Genomic DNA, 19,521 nt, shown 5'->3' on the forward strand with positions numbered 1-19,521 from the left:
CACTATACTACCGAATAGAAAAACGAAAACCCAAAAGAGCTTGAATAGATTCAAGTTCTTTTGGGGATAGATTGAAACGGATAAAAATTATCTGGCCTGACTAACCAAAGCCATACAGACATCAAACTCTTTTAAAAATTGATCTGCATTCTCTATCGTAAAGCACACTGGCGGCTTGATTTTCACCACATTATCCAGCGGGCCATCCGTTGAAAGCAGGATACTCTTTTCTTTCATAAGGTTGACGACCTTGTTGGCTTCAGCTGTTGCAGGCTCTAACGTTTCTCGGTCAGATACCAATTCAGCTCCGATAAAGAGCCCCCGTCCGCGAACGTCACCGATTAATGGATAGCGCGCCATCATCTCTGTCAGGCCGCCCAGAATATGTTGACCAACTTGGGCAGCGTTATGCTGCAAGCGCTCATCCCGAATAACCTGTAACACTTCCTGCCCTATTGCACAGGAAACCGGGTTTCCACCAAAGGTATTGAAGTACTCCATACCATTGAAAAAAGTATCTGCGACGGCCCGAGTTGTGATAACGCCCCCCATAGGATGTCCATTCCCGATCGGTTTTCCGAGGGTAACAATGTCAGGCACAACATTCTGAAGTTCAAAGCCCCACATGTGACTTCCAACGCGGCCGAAACCAACCTGAACTTCATCAGCGATACAAAGGCCACCAGCCCCTCGCACTGCTTCATAAACACGTTTTAGATACCCATCAGGCAGGACAATCTGTCCACCACATCCCAGTAAGGATTCAGCAATAAAAGCCGCAGGCTTCCGACCTTGTTTTTGCAAAGCTGATAACTGTTCAATTGCCATGGCTGCGTATTTATCACCACAATCAGGATCATCCCATTTAACAGGCCCGCGATATCCATCAGGCATCGGACATATTTTTACATGATCCGGACAGCCCTTGCCCCCTTTGCGATTAAACTTATAGGGGCTTAAATCAATGAGGGACGTTAAATTTCCATGATACGCATGATCAACAATCAGCATATCCTTTTGCCCGGTATAGTTCTGAGCCAAGCGCAGAGCCAAATCATTGGCCTCACTACCAGAATTGGTGAAGAAACAAACTTCGAGAGGATCAGGAAAGGTCGCCAACAATTCACGCGCATAGTTGACAATATTGTCATGCATATAACGTGTATTTGTGTTGAGAACTGGCATTTGCCCTGTTGCAGCAGCAACAACACGGGGATGGCAATGCCCTACATGGCAAACATTGTTCACCATATCCAAATACTGTTCGCCTTGTTCAGTGTAAAGGTACTGTCCTTCACCACGCACAATTTTAAGTGGCTCCGAATAAGACAAACTTAGATTGGGACTTAAATGTCTGGCGCGTTCTTCGCGGATACTTTTAGAACTGCGCGTCACATCCCCCTGACATTTGGTTTTCATGCCCAGAATAAGATTTGGACTTGGACAGACAGATGACCAGACATTGATTTCACTGCGTGCCGCCACACCACAGATATCATTTTCCATACCCATCAGATCCAACAGAAGTTGAAAATGAACATGAGGCGCCCAGTTGCCATTTTCGGGATAAGGACCGAGGTAACCAATCACCTCTCCCTTCTTAAAAGCTTTCCCATCTTCCCAAAGCTCCAACGACGAACGGCTAAGGTGCCCGTATTTCGTATAAAAAACCTGTCCTTCATCAGTTTTGTGTTCCAAAATTACGACCGGCCCATAATCATAATCCCGCGTGTTATCATTATGAACGCGTACAATACCGTCTAGCGGCGCATAGAGAGGTTCATAAGCTGGCAGGAAGAGATCTATCCCCAAATGAACAGTACGTTTTTCGTCCGGATCGACTGTTTCAAAGAAGTCTCCCTTATACACATCGCGATCTTCGAGGTAACTACCAACTCCGACAGCAGCCCCTGCATCCTTCATCAAGTCAAAAATAACATTTGTTGCGTCTTCGGCACTGCGCGGTATCCCCTCCTCATTTACTGACAAGGGCGATAAATCGAGGACCAATACATTTTCCGGGGAAAGATCGTGTTGGCAAATCGGTCCGATTTTATCAGCATTGGTCAAAAGCCACTGTTCCAGCTTTCGAGATCCGGCACAAGCTTCATAGCCACAGACATCCCGTAAACGATAATGCACCACCTGCGGGTTGATCTGTTCCATCTTGCGAAGAAGGTCGCGAATATCTTTCTGACTAATCAATAAGTATTCATTTTCTGGATTGGCTGCATATTGCTGTGCTGCCATACAGGATGATTCAGCCAACCGAACTCTTATCAGATCGTAGAGGATAGCAAGCTCTTCCTCACACAGCGAATTCACCTTGTGATAACCAGACACAACATCACAAATTTTCCCGACAGGATCTTTCTGGGCCAGCATGGCATAAGCGCAAGCAACAGCAACTTCACAAACCCGGTGACTTTTAATAAAATCGCCAAAGTCAATAAGACCACTGATCTTGCCCTGTTTATCGACAAGAATGTTGTAGTCATTCGCATCATTGTGAATAACCTGTCGTGGCAACCTGCTTAAAGCACTCGCTGTTTCCTTGGAAAATTTCTCCAGAATTGATTCAACAATGGCCTTAATTTCTGCATCTTCAATCAAAGAAATAAAAGCTGTATGGGCAGATGCTTGGGCAACATCCCACAAAAAGGTTCTGTCCGCCCCCGCATGCATAAAGGATTTCAGCGCAAGATCCATGCGTCCCATCAATTCACCGATTTGTTTAAAGTCCAGGCTTTGCTTTTGCGCTGCTTTATTCCAGACTTCTCCGTCCAACCAGGTTAGAGCGCGGATAAAACGATCTTGCCCGTTACAATCCGTAATTTTGTAAGTCGTTGCTTTTTTATTGTTTTCAATAAGTCTTGGAAGCGGAAGTCCCGCATCCTGATTTACCAGTTCTATGAGCAACTGATCCTGAGCATCCAACCAGCAAACATCTGTCTCGGGCGCATATAGTTTAAGAACACAACTCTCGCCCTTAGCCGTATCCATTCGAAAGTTCTGATCTCTCTCACTCGGCAAGCCACTGGCTTTTGCTGCAAGACCATAAAATTCCTGAAAAAGAGCTTCGGCCTCACTTACGGTATAAACATGGAGTTTATTAACGGACATTTTATGCACCTTGTACTGCGAATGATTTTTGCGGTTAATTAATTGAAAGCAGTATAAAAAAAATAAACGCCCACATCTTTCGCCATTATGCACGTTTGATTGTTTTTATGGCAGGTGCCTGATACTCTCTGCCCCTTATTTCCAACAAGTAACAAAGATGTTGACGTTTCAATGCGAGACTTAGATGAAATTGATCGCCAGATCCTACAGGTACTGCGCCATAACGCGCGTGAAACGATCAAGGGAATTGCAACACAGGCCAACATCGCCAGGTCTACGGTACGTCACCGCCTGAAACGACTTGAAGACGACCAGATTATTACGGGTTACAGAGTAGAACTTAAAAACGCAACAACCCGTGGCTTTGGCGCTTTTCTGTTTTTGAACCTGACACACACGCCGGCAAAAGACTTGATCTCAGAAATATCAAGTTTTCCAGAAGTCATCCGATGCTATTCTTTGGCAGGAGAACCCGACCTTTTGGTAGAGGTCAGGGCGGAAACACCCGAGGTTCTCAATGATGTGCGTAACAAACTTTCTGCAAATCCGGTAGTGAGCGAGCTTAAAACATCACTGGTTCTTAATCGGGAATTGGAATCTTAAAACAAAAACCAGCTATCGCAGCATATGTTTCTCAACAGACTAAATCTGTCATCTCGGCCTCAGCATACCCGGCACCAAACGATTCCAAAATTACGGTCGAAAAGTTACGGGGCTAAAAATTACAAGCCCCGCAATTGAGAACTGAAAATCAGAGACGAGACATCACTGATCAGGCTTACTTTTCATCGCCTTCGACAACCAAGCGTCCCTCTTCTGCCTTGAAAAAGAACTGGCTTGCAATCAACCATCCCTTCAAAGGTCGAAGAGGAAGAATACAGGTTAACAGGAGCAAAGGCAGTGTTGTTAGAAAATGCGCCCAAACAGGAGGCTCAAACTTGACTTCGAACCAGAGTGCAAAAATGACAACAGGAATACAGAACAGCATTTGAATGAAAAAAGCAGGACCATCAGCAGGATCCGCAAAGGAATAGTCAAGACCACACACCTTACACCCCTTGGCAACGGTCAAAAAACCATCAAAGATTTTTCCTTCGCCACATCTAGGGCATTTCCCGCGGGTACCCGTCTTCATCGAAGACAGTTTTGGGTAAATTTTCTCTGCTGTATCGTGCATGTTAAATTCCACATTGTTTTTTTTCGGCAACATCAAAAAAGCAAACCGATTTGTTGTGGGATTATAGATAGTATTAAATCACGCTTTATACGATAGTAAAGTAACGCTTCACAACGTCGCAGCACTATCGCTTATGCGTTTCTACCCTAATTCGAACGATGTGATACCGTAAATATTATCTAACGGTAAATTTACACTCCCGCCTTTATACATTCGTGCCGTTTCAAAGCTTTGCACAAGCCCATAGCGTTCTGCCAGCAACACCCCCTCTGTATTATTTTCTGGCACATCCAGGATAATGGTACTGTCGTCAACCTCTGCACAAAGTTTATTAAAAATATCATTAGCCACGACGGGATTTTCCGCAAACAAAGGCCCTGTTTTATAGCCGTCAAAGTAGGGACGGATAAGACCATATCCTTTGACTTCAGCGCCATCAATCGCCGCAAAACCCAAATGCCCCTCTTCACCAAGCCAAGCTTTGAGAAATCTTTTTCTTTTGTCAAAAAAATGTTCCCGGTCAAACGCAGCTATCTGATCAAAAGAAAGGGACTTCACATCGACAAGGCCTACTGCCTTATTCTCTTGCGCCTTCGCTGTACCTTCAAAGCGAATATTTCTGTGTGAAAATTGAAAACCAGATTTAATATAATTATCTTGTTGGTCGACAACGCCATCCAAACCGATAAGACGGCCTTTCAAGCTATCCAATGCATGATCCCAAATGGCGAGACCAAAACCCTTACCTCGCCACGGCTCCCTAACAATATAAAACCCGACAAAGCCATACTCTTCTCCATATTTAACGGCAGAAATACAAGCAATCGGCTCGCCGTTTAAAAGCCCTATAAAGAAACCACTTTTATCCGCCTGATAAAAACACTGGATATCTCTTAGGCCAGGATTCCAACCTTCGCCAGCAGCCAAATCGCATAAAAATTGAATCTCACCTTCTTCAACAAGGCGGATTTCAAAATGATCTTTACATCTAATTTCAGTCACAAAAAAACCTTTGGGATAAATAAATTACGAAAATATAATATTGAAAAACGGCTAATTTAACCACACACTACATAGCTCAAAATTATGTCAAAAATTGGGACCCCTAACACATGACGCCAAAAGAACTCGTTCAACTCGCAGAATATAACCGCTGGGCAAATCAAACCCTATATAATAGCTGTGCTAACCTGCCCGAAGCTGATTACAAAGCTCAACGCCCCAGCTTTTTTGGATCAATCCACAATACTCTCAATCACATCCTTGTTGGCGACAGAATTTGGTTTGGTCGTTTCGAAGGTGCCCCAGAAAAATTGTCTCTAACTGATATCCTGTACCAAGACTTTTCAAGCTTACAAACAGCGCGTGAGACCGAAGATTCACGCATCCTGAAATATGCACAAAGTATATCTCAAGACACTTTGGATAACGATCTTAGCTATACAAATGTTGCCGGAGATAATCATTGTGATCCTATGAGCGCCCTTCTTCGACACGCCTTTAACCATCAAACGCATCATCGTGGTCAAGTACATTGCCTCTTAAGTCAAACTGATGTTCCACCTCCTTCTCTAGATATCATGTATTATTTGCGGGCTCAGGATTAGAATTCTTCTGGGAAATATTAGCCAAATAAATCCATCTGGTTTGCTAATGACCTCTTCTTATCAGGACTTGATCTGCAAAAGTCAGGCGGAATGCAAAATTGGCTGACATCCAGATACTGCAGCGATCTTTTATTTAGTCCATAGCGCTTTCGGGCCAAAGAGAACCGATCAGCAATGAGTTGCGCAAAAACACCTTCTCCACGCATACGTTTACCCCAACGTGAATCATACTCACGACCGCCCCGCATCGATTTCAATATTCCCATGATACGACTAGCTCGATCCGGATAATGCAAGCGTAACCATTCTAGCCACAAATCTTTGATCTCACCCGGCAGCCGTAATAACACATAACTACAGGAAACTGCGCCCGCCCGCGCGGCCAGACCCAGAACACGTTCTATTTCATGATCATTCAACGCTGGAATAATTGGCGCCATCAGCACTGACACAGGCACGCCAAGCTCAGTAAGCTGCCGAACGGCATCTAAACGTTTAGATGCCGTGCTAGCTCTGGGTTCCATAGCCCGCGCCAACTTCCGGTCCAAAGTTGTTACAGATATAGCTACAGATACTAAATTCTTCTGCGCCATACGCTGCAAGATATCTGCATCGCGCATCACCAGATATCCTTTGGTGATAATACCCACAGGCTGGTTAAAAGATTCGCAGACCTCTAGGGCCTGTCGGGTGATTTTTTGCTCCCTCTCTATGGGCTGATAAGGATCAGTATTCGCACCAAATACTATGACTTTGCATTCATATGTTTTTTTTGACAGCTCTTTGGCCAGTAATTCTGCGGCATCATCCTTCACATAGATCAAACGTTCAAAATCCACCCCCGGCGAATGCCCAAGATAGGCGTGCGTTGGCCTAGCAAAACAATAAATACAGCCATGCTCGCACCCCTTGTAAGGGTTGAAGGATAACTCAAAGGGGATATCCGGCGAACTATTCTTTGATATTACCGAACGACTTGGGTCTGACGAGATCTCAGTTTGTAGCCTCGTCTCCTCGTCCAAGCTGCCCCAACCATCGTCAGTTCTTTCCCGTTCATACGTTTCAAAGCGTCCGACACGGTTTGTTATTGCTCCCCGCCCCCGAAGCGCATCGGGATGAAGCTGCCCCTTTTCAAGCTTGTTCTGTTTATCCGGTATTTGCTCTGTCTTTTGATCCATAAACAAGAAATACACCAACCAGAACAAAAAGAGAACAAAATCATTGTGACTAATGATAAATTTACAAAATAATTATTATAAATTAGATAATTAGGAAAAATTATATAATGAATGAGAGCTTTGAATCTTCAACGAATCGCGTTCATTTTAACCAATATTTTCCAGACGATTGCCTTGCCTGTTCTGCTATTTTTTTCTTTTCAACAAATACCCGTAAAACAGACCACCTAAGAGAGGCGTTAAATATATAGGCACCTGATACAGCGCCAGAAAGGGAAGTATTTCCTGTAGGAAAGCAATCGGAATAACAGCAGCAACAAGACCCAGGTTTCTGTTCCCAGCAACCATGGAAAAGGATAAAATGCTTTCCGTTTGCATACTTCCGACAGAGCGAAACAAATGACCTATTCGCCGAATAAAAAGTCCAATGATTGAAAAAAAGAATTGGGACCCAAAGTTTGCGATGGTCACGACAATCAATAGCAAGACCATATAAAAGGGATCATTTTCAATAATTTCTGATACCCCCGCCATCGCCGTTGCCACAAACAGCACCATAATAAGGGTACTTACCCCATCCAATTGGGTACTGCTTCTTTTAATGCGTTCTCGCCCCAATACTTTGCGGACAACAAACGCAAGTAAAAATGAACTGCCCACAGTGATCAGTAATTTTTGAAACAACGCCCACTGATCAAAAGTCATTTGATCCCCCAGCGTCATTCCAATAACCCATGGCGCTGTCAAAGGTATAATTGCAGTACCAGCCAAGGTGATATTAAACACCAACTCCCCATCAAGCTTTAGAAGGTATGCGAGATTTGGCGCAGACCCTAAAGGTGGGGCACACGCAGCCAATACCAACCCAATATGTATCGGAGCAGCAAGAGAGAAATAACGTGCTATCCAGTCAACACTTAAGGGAAATACAAACATCAAGCCGACAAGGAAAAGCACCAGAGAAACCGGATTTTTTAAATGACCAAGGACACGCGCCAAATCAACCCGGATCATGGCCAAAGTTATAAGACCAATGATAATAAAGCTCATATATGGCAGAAGCACTTTGCTAACAGAAGCAGGTAGATAGGCACAAAGTGGTAGGCTAAGCGCCAAAATAATCGAAGCTCTGTTCCCAATACTCGCAAGCAGTACGGATAGTGCCCCCATAACCCTTTTTACCTTACCTCGTAAATGTCTGACAATGAGCTTGTTACTGAGACGAAACCACCACCGGCTTTCGCTTTTTTCGAACAGACAGCCAAACACCAAAGCCAATCAAAACGGCCCCGACAGCATGATATACTTCAGGCGTTTCCCCAAGTAAAAGGATGGCCAGAGATGCCGCAAAAACGGGCAAAAGATGGATAAACTGCCCCGCTAAACTGGCCCCAACGTGCTTAACCCCTTCGTTCCAGCAGATGAAGGCAACAATAGAAACTGGCACACCCGCATAGAACACAGCCAACAAATTATTCCGTGTCATTTCCAGCGGGGCCGCTTCTATCCAACCGGGCAAATAAAGTGTCGCTAGGGCAACTTCGCCAATAAGCACACTCAACAGTATGAAAGAGAAAGGTGATGCCCCAGCAGGTTTCCATCTAAGTAAAAGTGAGTATAGCGACCAACTCAACACAGCCCCCAAAACAAACAAATCACCGCTGTTCAGGGTCAAATTCATCAGATTTTCCGGATGTCCCCGGACAAGAAGGGTTAGAACTCCACAAAAAGAAACAACAATGCCGACAACCTGTATTGAACGAATTCTGTCGCCAAAAACCACAAATGACAGGCCTATAATAATAACCGGGATCATTGAATTAAAAAGTGCCGCATTGGTTGCCGGGGTTGTCTGTAACCCGAAATAAAGAAGCGTGTTAAAGCTCGCGACGCTCAACAATCCCAAGATAATCATCTTGCCAATAACAGGTCGGTATAGATGCCAATCTTTCTTTAGTGAAAAGATTGTAAAAGGAAAAAGACAGGCAAGTGCTAGCGTCCAACGCCAGAAAGAAAGCGTCAGAGGTGCTATTTCTGTTGAAATGGCACGACCAACGATAAAGTTCCCGGCCCAAAGTAATTGCGCCGTTATCAAGAACAGAACTGCCCAGCGTTGAGAAGACATGCCAACCTCACTTTCAGGCGATATTAGGATTTATCTTCATCAACTTTATGGATGCCGTGAAGACAAAACGAAGCTAAGGCATAGGATCTGGTTCAGCAAGACTTGAATCAAATGAAGCAATAATTAGATCTGACAGGCTATAAATAACCAAGAAATAATCTCAACGTTCGCATCGTTTTCCCAGATTATAACAAGCCAAATTCTGTCAGAGTTCTTTCGCTCGTTTTTCGAATATCTGATGGTGAATACCCCGATTTCACCATAACACGAAGGCCGTTATAAGCGACGTTCAAGCTCATTGCCCTTGTTTTTAAAACCTCTTCATCTTGCACTCTAAGACTTTCAAGATCCTTTAAGGCACAATAAAATCCCTGCACCATTTCCCCCATCATTTGCTGACAAGCTTTCCTTACATCCGGATCATGAGGGGCCTGATCAACTGCCGTATTACAAAGAAAACATCCCCGTCGATCGTTATCATCTTCGACGACAAGGATAATCGTCTCAAACAGCATTCGAATTCGCTGTCCTCCATCTGATACTTCTTTTCCTCGAAGAAGTTGGACCGCAGGCTCAATACAGTTTTTTTCGTATTGCTTTAAGGCAGACAAATACAAATTTTTTTTATCACCAAAAGCTTTATAAAGGCTACCCCTGGCAATTTGCATTGCCTCAAGAAGATCAGTGATCCCCGTGCCTTCATAGCCCTTAGTCCAGAACACCTGCAGCGCATTATTCAATGCGACTTCAACATCAAACTCTCGTGGCCGTGCCAATTTCTGCGCTCCTAAATCTATAACGGGTTCCCAAACAGAATAGAGCGGGCTGATTTATTCAGCTGCCAACCCTACAGTAACGAAATCATCACGCTTTTGTGTTTTTGACTGATCGGTTCCCAACCCTATATTAATCAGGAAGCAGGATCAACACTCCATAAAAGTGCAGGCACCTTTAAACCGATTATGGCCTAGATCAGCTCAAACAATTGAACGAATTCTTCCGGAATCGTTCAGCTACTTCTTAATTGTGGAGACAAAAAGTGAACCGTATATTCAAATTTCTTGCGATAACATTCTTGGCTGCGACAACCTTCTCTATCACATCGGCACATGCAGGTGGCATCGTATCAAAAGGAACGTTTGAAGGCAGAAGCGACCATATCACCACTGGTAATATAGAAATTAAAAAAGCAAGCGATGGCAGTTACATCGTTATTCTAACTAATAATTTTTCTCTTGATGGTGCCCCAGATCCAAAACTTGCCTTTGGTAAAGATGGTGTCGATAAAAGCACTATCTTTGCACCCCTCAAAAGTAAAACGGGTAAACAGGAATACAGCCTCCCCGCAAGCATCAACCCAGAAAACTTCAATGAAATCTATGTCTGGTGTGAAAAGTTTGATGTTCCTTTGGGTGTCGCCAACTTGAAATAATCCTCTGAATATTCAGAAAATTATTTTTTCCCTAGAACAGGTTGTCACTCCCCCCGAGGTAACCTGTTCAACAAACGGCTAATCATTTTCATGGTTAGCCGTTTCCTGTCTTACCAGGGGTAACCGATCAGGTGAATTAAAAAGAGGTTAGTGAGGCGTTGCCGCCACAAACCAGAACACCAACCTTCTCATTTCTCTCTGGAACATAGGCACCAGACAACAACCCTGCCAACGCCGTCGCGCCACCTGGTTCAGCAATCTGGCGATAATTGTTCCACAGGCAATCCTGTGCAGATTTCACATCAGCATCATCAACTAAGACAGACTGATGAACGAAATTCTTACTGGCCTCGAAACCCAAATCGCCAATCGTACTCGCCCCCAGGGCATCAGCGGCCAGACCGGAAACAGAAACTCCAACCGGATGACCAGCATCCAAGGCAGTATGTAATGTGGCTGTTCCTTTGGTCTCGACAGCAATAATTTTGATTCTGCCACGATACCACGACGCCACCCCCCCAATTAAGCCGCCACCGCCAACCGCGACCAACAAACTATCTATCTCTGGCGCCTGTTCTTCGAACTCAAGACCAACAGTTCCCTGTCCTGCAACGATTTCTTGTTGATCATAAGCATGAAGTAATTTAGCACCTGTTTCCTTTTGGCGCTCAAGGCAAGCCGAAAAGGCTTCAGAGAAGTTTTCCCCGACCACATTGATGCGTGCACCATACTGTTCCAGCTTGGCTAGTTTTGCCGGAGATACAATTTCAGGGACAAAAATTTCAGCTCTCATCCCAAGTTTGTTTGCTGCATAGGCAACTGCCGCCCCATGGTTTCCACCTGAAGCTGCGATAACCCCTGCCTCAGGAATATTCCCAGACAAAAGAGCATTGAACCCGCCTCTCGCCTTAAAAGAGCCGGAATGCTGCATCTGCTCAAACTTTAAGGTAACAGGAACATCATCAACAAGCTCACCAGCAGGGGTTCTTAAAATAGGAGTACGGCGTACGTGTTCTCGGATTGAGTCGTAAGCATTTAAAATCGTCGATTGCGTAATATGTCCGGACACAGTTTCCACCAACAAAAAATAGAGAAAGAGAGATAAGGATTTCACCTGATCACGCGTAAAAATACAACCTAATACATTATAATTCCTGAGTTATTTTTCAAGTCGCCAATCAGAATAAACAAGCACTATGACACCATTCCCCACATTGCATCTAAAGACCTGATCGTTACCTATACCTCCGCGTACGGATTAACGATTACAAACCCAATGACTATTCTCGTCTTTTTGGCAATTTTTGCGGAACCGAGGGGGATGATATTTCAAACAACGGCGAGAGGATCGTTGCCACAGAAATGTTTATGGGTTCCCTAGGCTGATCGATTATTATTGCACTTATTGGCAACATTTTACACACACGGGTACAGCCCCAAATAATCACCGCGATCAACATCATTTCGGGCATTATTATAGGCGAATTTAGATCCTATATTCTTTTGCCGTCATAATCACGTGCCGAGCAACTGATCAATTTAGTTGGACGGGGTGCTATCAGCAGGGCGGTATTTTTCAAGAAGCTCTTGATATTTTTGGCTTTCTGAAACCCTTGCCAACGCCAAATTAAAACTTTCGACAAAGTCAGAGGATACTGATTTCTTACTCAACATAAAATGTACAGGATCAGAATTTAGTAAATGAGGCAAAGGCCGAATAGAATTTAATCGACGAGCCTCTATTGCGTGGTGATATCCAACATACAAATCAGCAATGACGATATCGACACGATCATTCAGTAACTGTTGAATACGAGCTTCGGTCTCAGCATTTAACCTCAACACCCCAGCATCCAAAGCCCTCTGTTTTTCCTTACCGTACTCGGGACCGTACCAACCGCCCAATCCGGCTGTAAGACTCAACCTTTTATCGACTGCCTTTTTCAGAGCGTAATCTTTGTATTTTTCGTAGTCTGATGATCGAACAAACATCGCCACAGCCTCATCACGATAAGGATCAGAGAAATATGCATATACTGAGCGTTCCTCGGTAACAGATGCAGCAGGCATAATATCAATCACCCCACGTTTCAAAAGCACCTGCGCCCTCTTTGAAGGCGCCAAAACCAAGTTATATTTACAATCCAGCTCTGACATTATTGATTTCACAATATCAATATCCAACCCTGTTGGGCCTTGGTTTACAGACATAAATTGATAGGGAATATAATTGTCAGAATATGCAATTGAATATGTTTTCTCACAACCTGCCGCCATGGTTATTTGCGACCAAAAGCATGCAAACATACCTATAATAAAAACTGAACTTACACGAGATTTCATCGCCAACCTCTTTCATCTTGATCTGCCGTACAGGCGGTTGAACCCTCTCGCGAAAAAGTATACCACAAATGGGTACCTACTTTTCGTTATTTTTAACCTGATTAACACAGTTACACACCCAAACGGGAAAAGACAATGACAACCAATGCCTTACCTTTTGAAGACTATAGTTATCGTGATGATATCCAGGTTTCAGATTTTAACGACGAAAATCCGATTATTGTCTTCGATGGAGAGTGCGCCCTGTGTTCTGCCTTTATTCAGTTTGTTATTAGGCACGATCAACAAGAGGAATTTCAGTTCACAACAGGACAATCCACTCTAGGACAGGCCCTTTTCCAGCACTATGGCTTAGATAACGAAAACTTTGAAACAAATCTGTTGATTTCAAAAGGTCGCGCCTATGCCAAGATGTCAGCCTTCTCCCAAACTACGTCTCTATTACCCTATCCGGCCAAGTTTCTCAGCCTAGCCAAACTCATCCCCTCACCGCTGGATAATTGGCTTTATGACGTAATCGCAAAAAACAGATACCGTTTATTTGGGCAAACCGACAGTTGCCTGTTACCAGACAGTAAACTCAAAAAACGTCTGATTAAGTAATTGTAAAAATAGCTACTTTTCTCTTCCTGTTGGTTACGCCTCAGCTTTTGAGCTGATGCATCGCCCATTGAAACAACGGACTTTCCTTCGCTGCCAGCTGGGCAACAACAGAAAGGTGATGACAATTCGCTGCGTTCATACGATCAAGCTGTTTGAGCTTAACTCCCCACACTTTTTCAAGGTCATCAGATTGTTGATGAAAGCCGCTGCTTTCGTCACCGCCAACGACGAGAAGAAGAGGACAGATATTCTGAGGCTCAACAAATAACGGACTTAACGACTTTGCTTCATCAATATCCAGCCCGAGTTTGTTATTAATGGATGTTGGAACCAGCTGCGTAAGATCAAAAAGACCGCTAATTGCGATGGCACTATGTATTGGGTTCACATCAGCAGGCAGACCGTAGCTTGGCCAGTCTGTGGCTAATAACATGCCAACCAGATGTCCCCCTGCCGAATGCCCACTTATCTGAATTTTGCGCTGATCATAGCCATGTTCACCCGCATGATACCAAAGCCAGACAAAAGCCTGTCTGATTTCTTCGGTAAGCTCTCTCAATGTTACTGCCGGGCAAAGATCATAACCAAGCATGGCAACATTCACGCCCGCATCCCAAAAGGCATTGGCCAGAAAACTTGACTGGCTTTTATCCATTGCCTGCCAATAACCACCGTGAATAAAAACGTGCAACGGCGCATCTTTATTCTCACCCAGATAAAGATCCAGTTTTGCCCGCTCTCCTACCCCGTAAGAAAGATCCAGCATTCCGGAAACAGTCTGACTGAATTCAGCCGCACGACGTTCCCATTCTGCAAAAATATTCATGTAGTCCGGTATCGCCGCCCGGACGTTGTAAAACTTATCTAACTCAGGATCTATCATCACAGCTACACCCCCAGATAACGATGCTGCATATCTTCATTTGCCAACAAGTCTTCTGAACTTCCTGACCAGACAACCCGCCCCTTTTCCATTACGTAGTGTCGATCGGCAATCCGGGCCATCGCCTCGGGGTGTTTATCAATCACAAGAATAGCCTGCCCCGATTTCTTGAGATTATGTTCCAGAACATGCCAGATTTCGTCACGAATAATCGGCGCGAGACCTTCGGTCGCTTCGTCTAGAATCATGAAGCTCGGGTTGGTCATCAAGGCACGACCAATCGCCAACATCTGTTGCTCCCCCCCTGAAAGTGTCCGGGCGTATTGTTTGGCTCGTTCTCTAAGCCGGGGGAACAGATCCATGACCATATCAACGGACCAAGGATCATCGACACCTGCGTGGTTGGCTGCCGTGGCGATCAGGTTCTCAAGCACGGTCAGATTTGAAAAAACCTGCCGACCTTCGGGAACATAGCCAATACCCAACTGCGCAATATTATGACTTCTAAAGTCCTGAATGGCGACCCCGCCAAAGGAAATTTCACCCATTTTAGCAGGCGTCAGCCCCATGATTGAACGAACGGTAGTGGTTTTCCCCATACCATTCCGCCCCATAAGGGTTACGACCTCTCCGGCCTTTATTTCCAGATCAACGCCAAACAGAACCTGACTGGGGCCATAACTAGTTTCAACGCCTGAAAGCTTCAAGTCCCCCATTTAATAGTCCCCCAGATAAGCACGTCGCACTTCGGGATGGTTCTTAATCTCGTCAGGAGCCCCCGTTATCAGAACCTGTCCTTTAACCAAGACGGTGATCATATCGGCAAGGGCAAAAACAACATCCATGTCATGTTCAACCAACAGCATGGTTACATCGCCCTTTAAAGGGCGTAAAAGTTCCATCATCCGAAGAGATTCCGATTGCCCCATACCCGCCATAGGTTCATCCAACAACAACATGGACGGGGCTGTCGCCAAAACCATGGCTAGCTCCAATTGCCTTTGTTGCCCATGAGCCAGATCCATAACCGGACTATCGGCAAAATCAGAAAGCCCGACACGTTCCAGTATTTTCCGTGCAGGGATGCGTAAACTGTGATCTTTGCGCGCGTTATCCCAGAAACGATAACTGTGTCCCTGTTGGGACTGTATTGCCATCGCCACGTTATCTTCAGCGGTAAATTCAGGCAGCAAGCTTGTGATTTGATATGACCGCTGCAAGCCCGACCTCGCACGTTTATCCACGGGCCAACGGGTTACATCCTGCCCATCAAAACGAACACGCCCTGTATCGGATTGCAGTTCACCGGACAGCTGAGCAATTGCCGTGGATTTACCCGCCCCATTCGGACCAATTAATCCGTGAATAGTGCCACGCTTCACCGAAAAAGTGAGACCGTCACTTGCAGCAATAGCCCCAAAACATTTGGTCAGACTTATGACTTCAAGAATAGGATCAGCCATTATCTGCTCCTTTTCCGATCAACAGGCCATAAAGCCCCTTACGAGCGAACAGCACAATCAAGACCAGCATCGGCCCCAGAAAAATCATCCAGTGCTCCGTCCACCCCGCCAAAACTTCTTCCATCATCAACAAAGCAGCAGAGCCAAGAACCGGACCGATGAGCGATCCCATACCGCCGAGAATAACCATAATCATAATTTCACCAGAACCGGTCCAATGCATCAGACCGGGGCCGACAAACTCGGTATGGTTCGCCAGTAAAGCGCCTGCAAGCCCAGCGATCATGCCTGACAACACGAATGCAATTAGCTTGTATCGATAAACAGGATATCCCAGCGCCTTCATTCTGACTTCGTTCTGTCGACAGCCGCGCAGAACCATGCCGAAACGACTTTTGACAATCCGAGAACAACACCACAGACACAGAAGCAAGAGAATCAAACAGGTGAAGTAAAAGCTTTTGGCATCATAAAGATCCAACAGGGGAATTTCACTTCTCTCCCAGATATTAAGACCGTCCTCGCCGCCATAGGTCGGAATAGAAATCATGAAAAAGTACAACATCTGGGCAAAAGCCAGCGTTATCATAATGAAATAAACGCCTGAGGTTCGCAGACTTAACGCCCCAATAATCAACGCCAACAAACCACTAAAAATCATTGCAAGCGGCCATTGGATAAAAGCCTGTGTTGTCCCTTGCCATTCCCCGGGTAAAAAGGCCACAGCGGTGCCTTCGTAGCTGTGATGGGTCAAGATGCCGACAACATAGGCCCCCAAACCAAGAAACGCACCGTGTCCAAAACTTACCATCCCACCATACCCAAGGATGAGGTCCAGACTGACTGCCACAAGCGCATAAATCAGAATACGGCTAGCGATATCAACCAAAAAAGGCTCATCAAAGAGGTTGGCAAGAAGTGGAACAGTAAAAAGAATCAAAAGCCCAACCAGAGAAACAATCTTTGTTCTTAAGCTGGCCTCAGCTCCTATAATTTTATTCAGAAACATATGCCTGCTAGCTCCCGTATGCCTGGAACAAACCACGTGGTTTCCAGATCAACACCACAGCCATCAGGACATAGATCGCAACAGACGATACGGAAGCAGCAACAGTATCAGCAGATGCAGGATCAAGAAGTTCGCGCATGATGGTTGGTAAAAAAGCACGCCCATAGGTATCAACCATCCCCACCAGTAATGCACCAACTAACGCACCACGGACAGAGCCAATCCCTCCAATAATAATAACCACAAAGGTAAGGATCAGAATTTTTTCTCCCATACCTACCTCAACCGCCAGCATAGGCCCGGCCAAAGCCCCGGCAAGACCGGCAAGCATCGCCCCCAAGCCAAAGACAATTGTATAAAGCCGGTCGATGTTCACCCCCAAAGCACCAACCATTTCACGGTGTGTTGCCCCTGCCCGTATTAACATGCCAACACGCGTATGAATAATCAGATGCCGTAGTAGTAGTGCAACGACTAGCCCAGCGCCGATAATGAAAAGTCTATAGGATGGATAGGGTGCGCCGGGAATAAATTCCAATGTTCCAGAAAGAAGTTCCGGCGTTGACAGAAACAACGCCTGAGGTCCCCAGAGGATTTTAACCAGCTCATTAAAAAACAGGATCATGCCAAAGGTCGCTAGCACCTGATCAAGATGATCGCGGTTGTAAAGTCTGCGCAAGGCAGAAAATTCCAATAGCATGCCAGTCAATCCCGCCGCCGCCAAAGCAGCAAGAATCCCAAGGGTAAAGCTGTCGCTCGCCTGAGTCACACTGGCAGCAACATAAGCCCCGATCATATAAAGAGACCCGTGAGCAAGATTAATGAGGTGCATAATGCCAAAAACCAGCGTCAAACCCGCTGCCATCAGGAAAAGCATCACCCCCTGTTGTAGCCCGTTCAGCGACTGTTCCAGAAACAGCTCAATCGTTAACATGAATACATTCCATACACACCAAGTTAGGCCAGACACGCCAGAGCCGGTTGCTTACAATTCCCGGAAAGAAAAACCTTTTCCAAGAGAAGCAACCGGCCCTGTCTATCGATTAAGGGCCTATCAAATACGGCTTACTATATTAAAGCTTACACTCGGCTGCATAAGCATCCTGATGAGCTGTAAAAACTTTGCTCACAATCTTGTTCGTTACAATATCCCCGTCTTTATGAACAATGCGGACATAAATATCCTGAACCGGATGCTGGTTTGATCCAAATTTGAAATCACCCCGCACAGAGTCAAACTCAGCTTTTCGAAGTGCATCGCGGAATTTATCGTCATCGGAAAGATCACCGCCAACCGAACGCACGGCAGAATCAATCAAAAGCGCAGCATCATAGCCCTGACTTGCATAAAGGGATGGGTTGCGACCGTAGGTTTCCTTGAAGGCCTTCACAAAAGATGCATTTGCCGGATTATCAATGTCCTTATTCCATTGCGATGTGTTGTAAACACCAATTGCTGCATCACCAACGGCTTTCAAAATCCCCTCATCGAAAGAGAACGCCGGACCGAAAAGAGGTGTTTCTCCGCTGAGGCCAGCTTGAGAATATTGCTTCACAAAGTTGATGCCCATCCCGCCCGGTAGGAAGAAATAAACCGCATCCGGTTTCGCCGCGCGCAGGTTCGCCAGCTCCGCAGCATAATCGACCTGACCAAGTTTCGTATAAACTTCCCCTGCAACGTCACCTTTATAGAAACGCTTAAAGCCTGCAATTGCATCTTTACCCGCAGGATAGTTCGGGGCCATCAGGTAAACATTTTTCAAGCCCTTGTCGGTCACATACTGTCCCGCAGCTTCGTGTAGGTTGTCATTTTGCCATGCCACGTTGAAATAATTTTTATCGCATTTTTTACCCGCCAAGGCAGATGGGCCTGCATTCGGGCTGATGTAAAACTTACCTGCTCGGGTCACACTTGGAACAACGGCCATTGCGAGATTAGACCAGACAATACCCGTCACAATATCAACGTCGTCCTGCTTGATCATGCGGGATGCGATTTGCTTCGCGTTACCAACCTTACGTGCATCGTCCACTTCAATTACTTGTGTTTCGACACCGCCAAGCTGACCATCTTTCATTGTCAGGCCAAGCATAAAACCATCGCGGATATCAATGCCAAGACTGGCACCGCCACCGGAAAGTGTTGTGATCATCCCAATCTTCAAAGGTTCCGCAGCCTGAACGGCAGAAGATGCAAAACCTGTACTTAGTGCCATTGCACCAGCCATAAACAGTGGTAACAGATGTTTTTTATTTTTCATTTTTCGCCCCTTGAAAAACGAGTCAAGAACTTGTCTCGTCATTACGGCCCAAAGCCTATACAGCCCGGAACCTCCCTATATTATTATGGCGAACACGGTAATCGAAGGGGCCAGAACAGGCAACTTTTTATCACTTAAAGCGATAGATATCCGGCTTTAATTCTCAAGATATCCACTCAACAAGATATTACCCTGCACCGTATTATTCTTGATTATTCTTGAATTTACGAACACAACGCATAGGGGGCATGCAAAAGATATCGGTGGATCAGGCTTGACCCAACGAGAGCCTTCCTATAGTTAAACGTCACTTCGCG

The 19,521-nt window shown here is 45.3% G+C and carries 19 protein-coding genes; 4 read left to right on the top strand and 15 right to left on the bottom strand.

Annotation, left to right across the window (positions count from 1 at the left end; genetic code table 11):
* Positions 1-87: 87 nt before the first annotated feature.
* Complete coding sequence (locus ACN0QW_RS14550; protein ID WP_417432324.1) at positions 88-3,123, bottom strand: aminotransferase class III-fold pyridoxal phosphate-dependent enzyme; 3,036 nt, start codon at positions 3,121-3,123, stop codon at positions 88-90.
* 171 nt (positions 3,124-3,294) lie between these two features.
* On the opposite strand from ACN0QW_RS14550, the gene ACN0QW_RS14555 reads away from it, so the two are divergent.
* Complete coding sequence (locus tag ACN0QW_RS14555) at positions 3,295-3,726, top strand: Lrp/AsnC family transcriptional regulator (RefSeq protein ID WP_417432325.1); 432 nt, start codon at positions 3,295-3,297, stop codon at positions 3,724-3,726.
* Between the two features lie 175 nt (positions 3,727-3,901).
* Here the strand turns inward: ACN0QW_RS14555 and ACN0QW_RS14560 are convergent, their stop codons facing one another.
* On the bottom strand, positions 3,902-4,300 hold the full coding sequence (locus ACN0QW_RS14560) for a DUF983 domain-containing protein (RefSeq protein WP_417432326.1): 399 nt from the start codon (positions 4,298-4,300) through the stop codon (positions 3,902-3,904).
* Positions 4,301-4,441: 141 nt separating this feature from the next.
* The gene (locus tag ACN0QW_RS14565; protein ID WP_417432327.1) at positions 4,442-5,302 is read right to left on the bottom strand and encodes a GNAT family N-acetyltransferase; all 861 of its coding nucleotides are present in this window, start codon (positions 5,300-5,302) and stop codon (positions 4,442-4,444) included.
* 110 nt (positions 5,303-5,412) lie between these two features.
* Between ACN0QW_RS14565 and ACN0QW_RS14570 the strand changes: the two genes are divergently transcribed.
* Positions 5,413-5,907, top strand: coding sequence for a DinB family protein (locus tag ACN0QW_RS14570; RefSeq protein WP_417432328.1), 495 nt, complete (start codon positions 5,413-5,415; stop codon positions 5,905-5,907).
* 17 nt (positions 5,908-5,924) lie between these two features.
* On the opposite strand, the gene ACN0QW_RS14575 is transcribed toward ACN0QW_RS14570, so the two are convergent.
* From ACN0QW_RS14575 to ACN0QW_RS14590, 4 genes are all read right to left on the bottom strand, one after another.
* The gene (locus tag ACN0QW_RS14575) at positions 5,925-7,085 is read right to left on the bottom strand and encodes a PA0069 family radical SAM protein (RefSeq protein WP_417432329.1); all 1,161 of its coding nucleotides are present in this window, start codon (positions 7,083-7,085) and stop codon (positions 5,925-5,927) included.
* Between the two features lie 186 nt (positions 7,086-7,271).
* Complete coding sequence (locus ACN0QW_RS14580) at positions 7,272-8,255, bottom strand: hypothetical protein (protein ID WP_417432330.1); 984 nt, start codon at positions 8,253-8,255, stop codon at positions 7,272-7,274.
* 43 nt (positions 8,256-8,298) lie between these two features.
* A complete protein-coding gene (locus ACN0QW_RS14585) occupies positions 8,299-9,210 on the bottom strand; it encodes a DMT family transporter (protein WP_417432331.1) in 912 nt (303 codons plus the stop codon).
* Positions 9,211-9,395: 185 nt separating this feature from the next.
* A complete protein-coding gene (locus ACN0QW_RS14590; protein ID WP_417432332.1) occupies positions 9,396-9,986 on the bottom strand; it encodes a TetR/AcrR family transcriptional regulator in 591 nt (196 codons plus the stop codon).
* Between the two features lie 263 nt (positions 9,987-10,249).
* Between ACN0QW_RS14590 and ACN0QW_RS14595 the strand changes: the two genes are divergently transcribed.
* Positions 10,250-10,642: a DM13 domain-containing protein gene (locus ACN0QW_RS14595; protein ID WP_417432333.1), complete on the top strand. Its 393-nt coding sequence runs from the start codon at positions 10,250-10,252 to the stop codon at positions 10,640-10,642.
* A gap of 136 nt (positions 10,643-10,778) precedes the next feature.
* Here ACN0QW_RS14595 and ACN0QW_RS14600 read toward each other — a convergent pair whose 3' ends face one another.
* Positions 10,779-11,711 (bottom strand): threonine/serine dehydratase, encoded by a 933-nt coding sequence (locus ACN0QW_RS14600; RefSeq protein WP_417432334.1) that lies wholly within the window; start codon positions 11,709-11,711, stop codon positions 10,779-10,781.
* A 470-nt stretch (positions 11,712-12,181) separates the two neighbouring features.
* Positions 12,182-12,985, bottom strand: a complete 804-nt coding sequence (locus ACN0QW_RS14605; RefSeq protein ID WP_417432335.1) for a substrate-binding periplasmic protein — start codon at positions 12,983-12,985, stop codon at positions 12,182-12,184.
* Positions 12,986-13,120: 135 nt separating this feature from the next.
* Between ACN0QW_RS14605 and ACN0QW_RS14610 the strand changes: the two genes are divergently transcribed.
* A complete protein-coding gene (locus ACN0QW_RS14610) occupies positions 13,121-13,588 on the top strand; it encodes a thiol-disulfide oxidoreductase DCC family protein (RefSeq protein WP_417432336.1) in 468 nt (155 codons plus the stop codon).
* A gap of 40 nt (positions 13,589-13,628) precedes the next feature.
* Here ACN0QW_RS14610 and ACN0QW_RS14615 read toward each other — a convergent pair whose 3' ends face one another.
* From ACN0QW_RS14615 to ACN0QW_RS14640, 6 genes are all read right to left on the bottom strand, one after another.
* On the bottom strand, positions 13,629-14,471 hold the full coding sequence (locus tag ACN0QW_RS14615; RefSeq protein ID WP_417432469.1) for an alpha/beta hydrolase: 843 nt from the start codon (positions 14,469-14,471) through the stop codon (positions 13,629-13,631).
* Positions 14,472-14,476: 5 nt separating this feature from the next.
* Entirely contained in the window at positions 14,477-15,187 is a 711-nt protein-coding gene (locus tag ACN0QW_RS14620; RefSeq protein ID WP_417432337.1) for an ABC transporter ATP-binding protein, read from the bottom strand.
* Complete coding sequence (locus tag ACN0QW_RS14625) at positions 15,188-15,934, bottom strand: ABC transporter ATP-binding protein (protein WP_417432338.1); 747 nt, start codon at positions 15,932-15,934, stop codon at positions 15,188-15,190.
* A complete protein-coding gene (locus ACN0QW_RS14630; protein ID WP_417432339.1) occupies positions 15,927-16,943 on the bottom strand; it encodes a branched-chain amino acid ABC transporter permease in 1,017 nt (338 codons plus the stop codon). Before ACN0QW_RS14630 ends, ACN0QW_RS14625 begins: the two co-directional genes overlap by 8 nt.
* Positions 16,944-16,950: 7 nt before the next feature.
* A complete protein-coding gene (locus ACN0QW_RS14635) occupies positions 16,951-17,877 on the bottom strand; it encodes a branched-chain amino acid ABC transporter permease (protein WP_417432340.1) in 927 nt (308 codons plus the stop codon).
* Between the two features lie 139 nt (positions 17,878-18,016).
* The gene (locus ACN0QW_RS14640) at positions 18,017-19,204 is read right to left on the bottom strand and encodes an ABC transporter substrate-binding protein (RefSeq protein ID WP_417432341.1); all 1,188 of its coding nucleotides are present in this window, start codon (positions 19,202-19,204) and stop codon (positions 18,017-18,019) included.
* Between the last annotated feature and the right edge of the window lie 317 nt (positions 19,205-19,521).

The sequence above is a fragment of the Kiloniella sp. genome (assembly GCF_048259265.1).
Lineage (GTDB): Bacteria > Pseudomonadota > Alphaproteobacteria > Kiloniellales > Kiloniellaceae > Kiloniella.

Coding starts and splice junctions, on each gene's coding strand:
- ACN0QW_RS14550 (WP_417432324.1), bottom strand. CDS start 3,123: ATGTCCGTTAATAAACTCCATGTTTATACCGTAAGTGAGGCCGAAGCT.
- ACN0QW_RS14555 (WP_417432325.1), top strand. CDS start 3,295: ATGCGAGACTTAGATGAAATTGATCGCCAGATCCTACAGGTACTGCGC.
- ACN0QW_RS14560 (WP_417432326.1), bottom strand. CDS start 4,300: ATGCACGATACAGCAGAGAAAATTTACCCAAAACTGTCTTCGATGAAG.
- ACN0QW_RS14570 (WP_417432328.1), top strand. CDS start 5,413: ATGACGCCAAAAGAACTCGTTCAACTCGCAGAATATAACCGCTGGGCA.
- ACN0QW_RS14575 (WP_417432329.1), bottom strand. CDS start 7,085: ATGGATCAAAAGACAGAGCAAATACCGGATAAACAGAACAAGCTTGAA.
- ACN0QW_RS14580 (WP_417432330.1), bottom strand. CDS start 8,255: ATGGGGGCACTATCCGTACTGCTTGCGAGTATTGGGAACAGAGCTTCG.
- ACN0QW_RS14585 (WP_417432331.1), bottom strand. CDS start 9,210: ATGTCTTCTCAACGCTGGGCAGTTCTGTTCTTGATAACGGCGCAATTA.
- ACN0QW_RS14605 (WP_417432335.1), bottom strand. CDS start 12,985: ATGAAATCTCGTGTAAGTTCAGTTTTTATTATAGGTATGTTTGCATGC.
- ACN0QW_RS14610 (WP_417432336.1), top strand. CDS start 13,121: ATGACAACCAATGCCTTACCTTTTGAAGACTATAGTTATCGTGATGAT.
- ACN0QW_RS14615 (WP_417432469.1), bottom strand. CDS start 14,471: ATGATAGATCCTGAGTTAGATAAGTTTTACAACGTCCGGGCGGCGATA.
- ACN0QW_RS14620 (WP_417432337.1), bottom strand. CDS start 15,187: ATGGGGGACTTGAAGCTTTCAGGCGTTGAAACTAGTTATGGCCCCAGT.
- ACN0QW_RS14625 (WP_417432338.1), bottom strand. CDS start 15,934: ATGGCTGATCCTATTCTTGAAGTCATAAGTCTGACCAAATGTTTTGGG.
- ACN0QW_RS14630 (WP_417432339.1), bottom strand. CDS start 16,943: ATGTTTCTGAATAAAATTATAGGAGCTGAGGCCAGCTTAAGAACAAAG.
- ACN0QW_RS14635 (WP_417432340.1), bottom strand. CDS start 17,877: ATGTTAACGATTGAGCTGTTTCTGGAACAGTCGCTGAACGGGCTACAA.
- ACN0QW_RS14640 (WP_417432341.1), bottom strand. CDS start 19,204: ATGAAAAATAAAAAACATCTGTTACCACTGTTTATGGCTGGTGCAATG.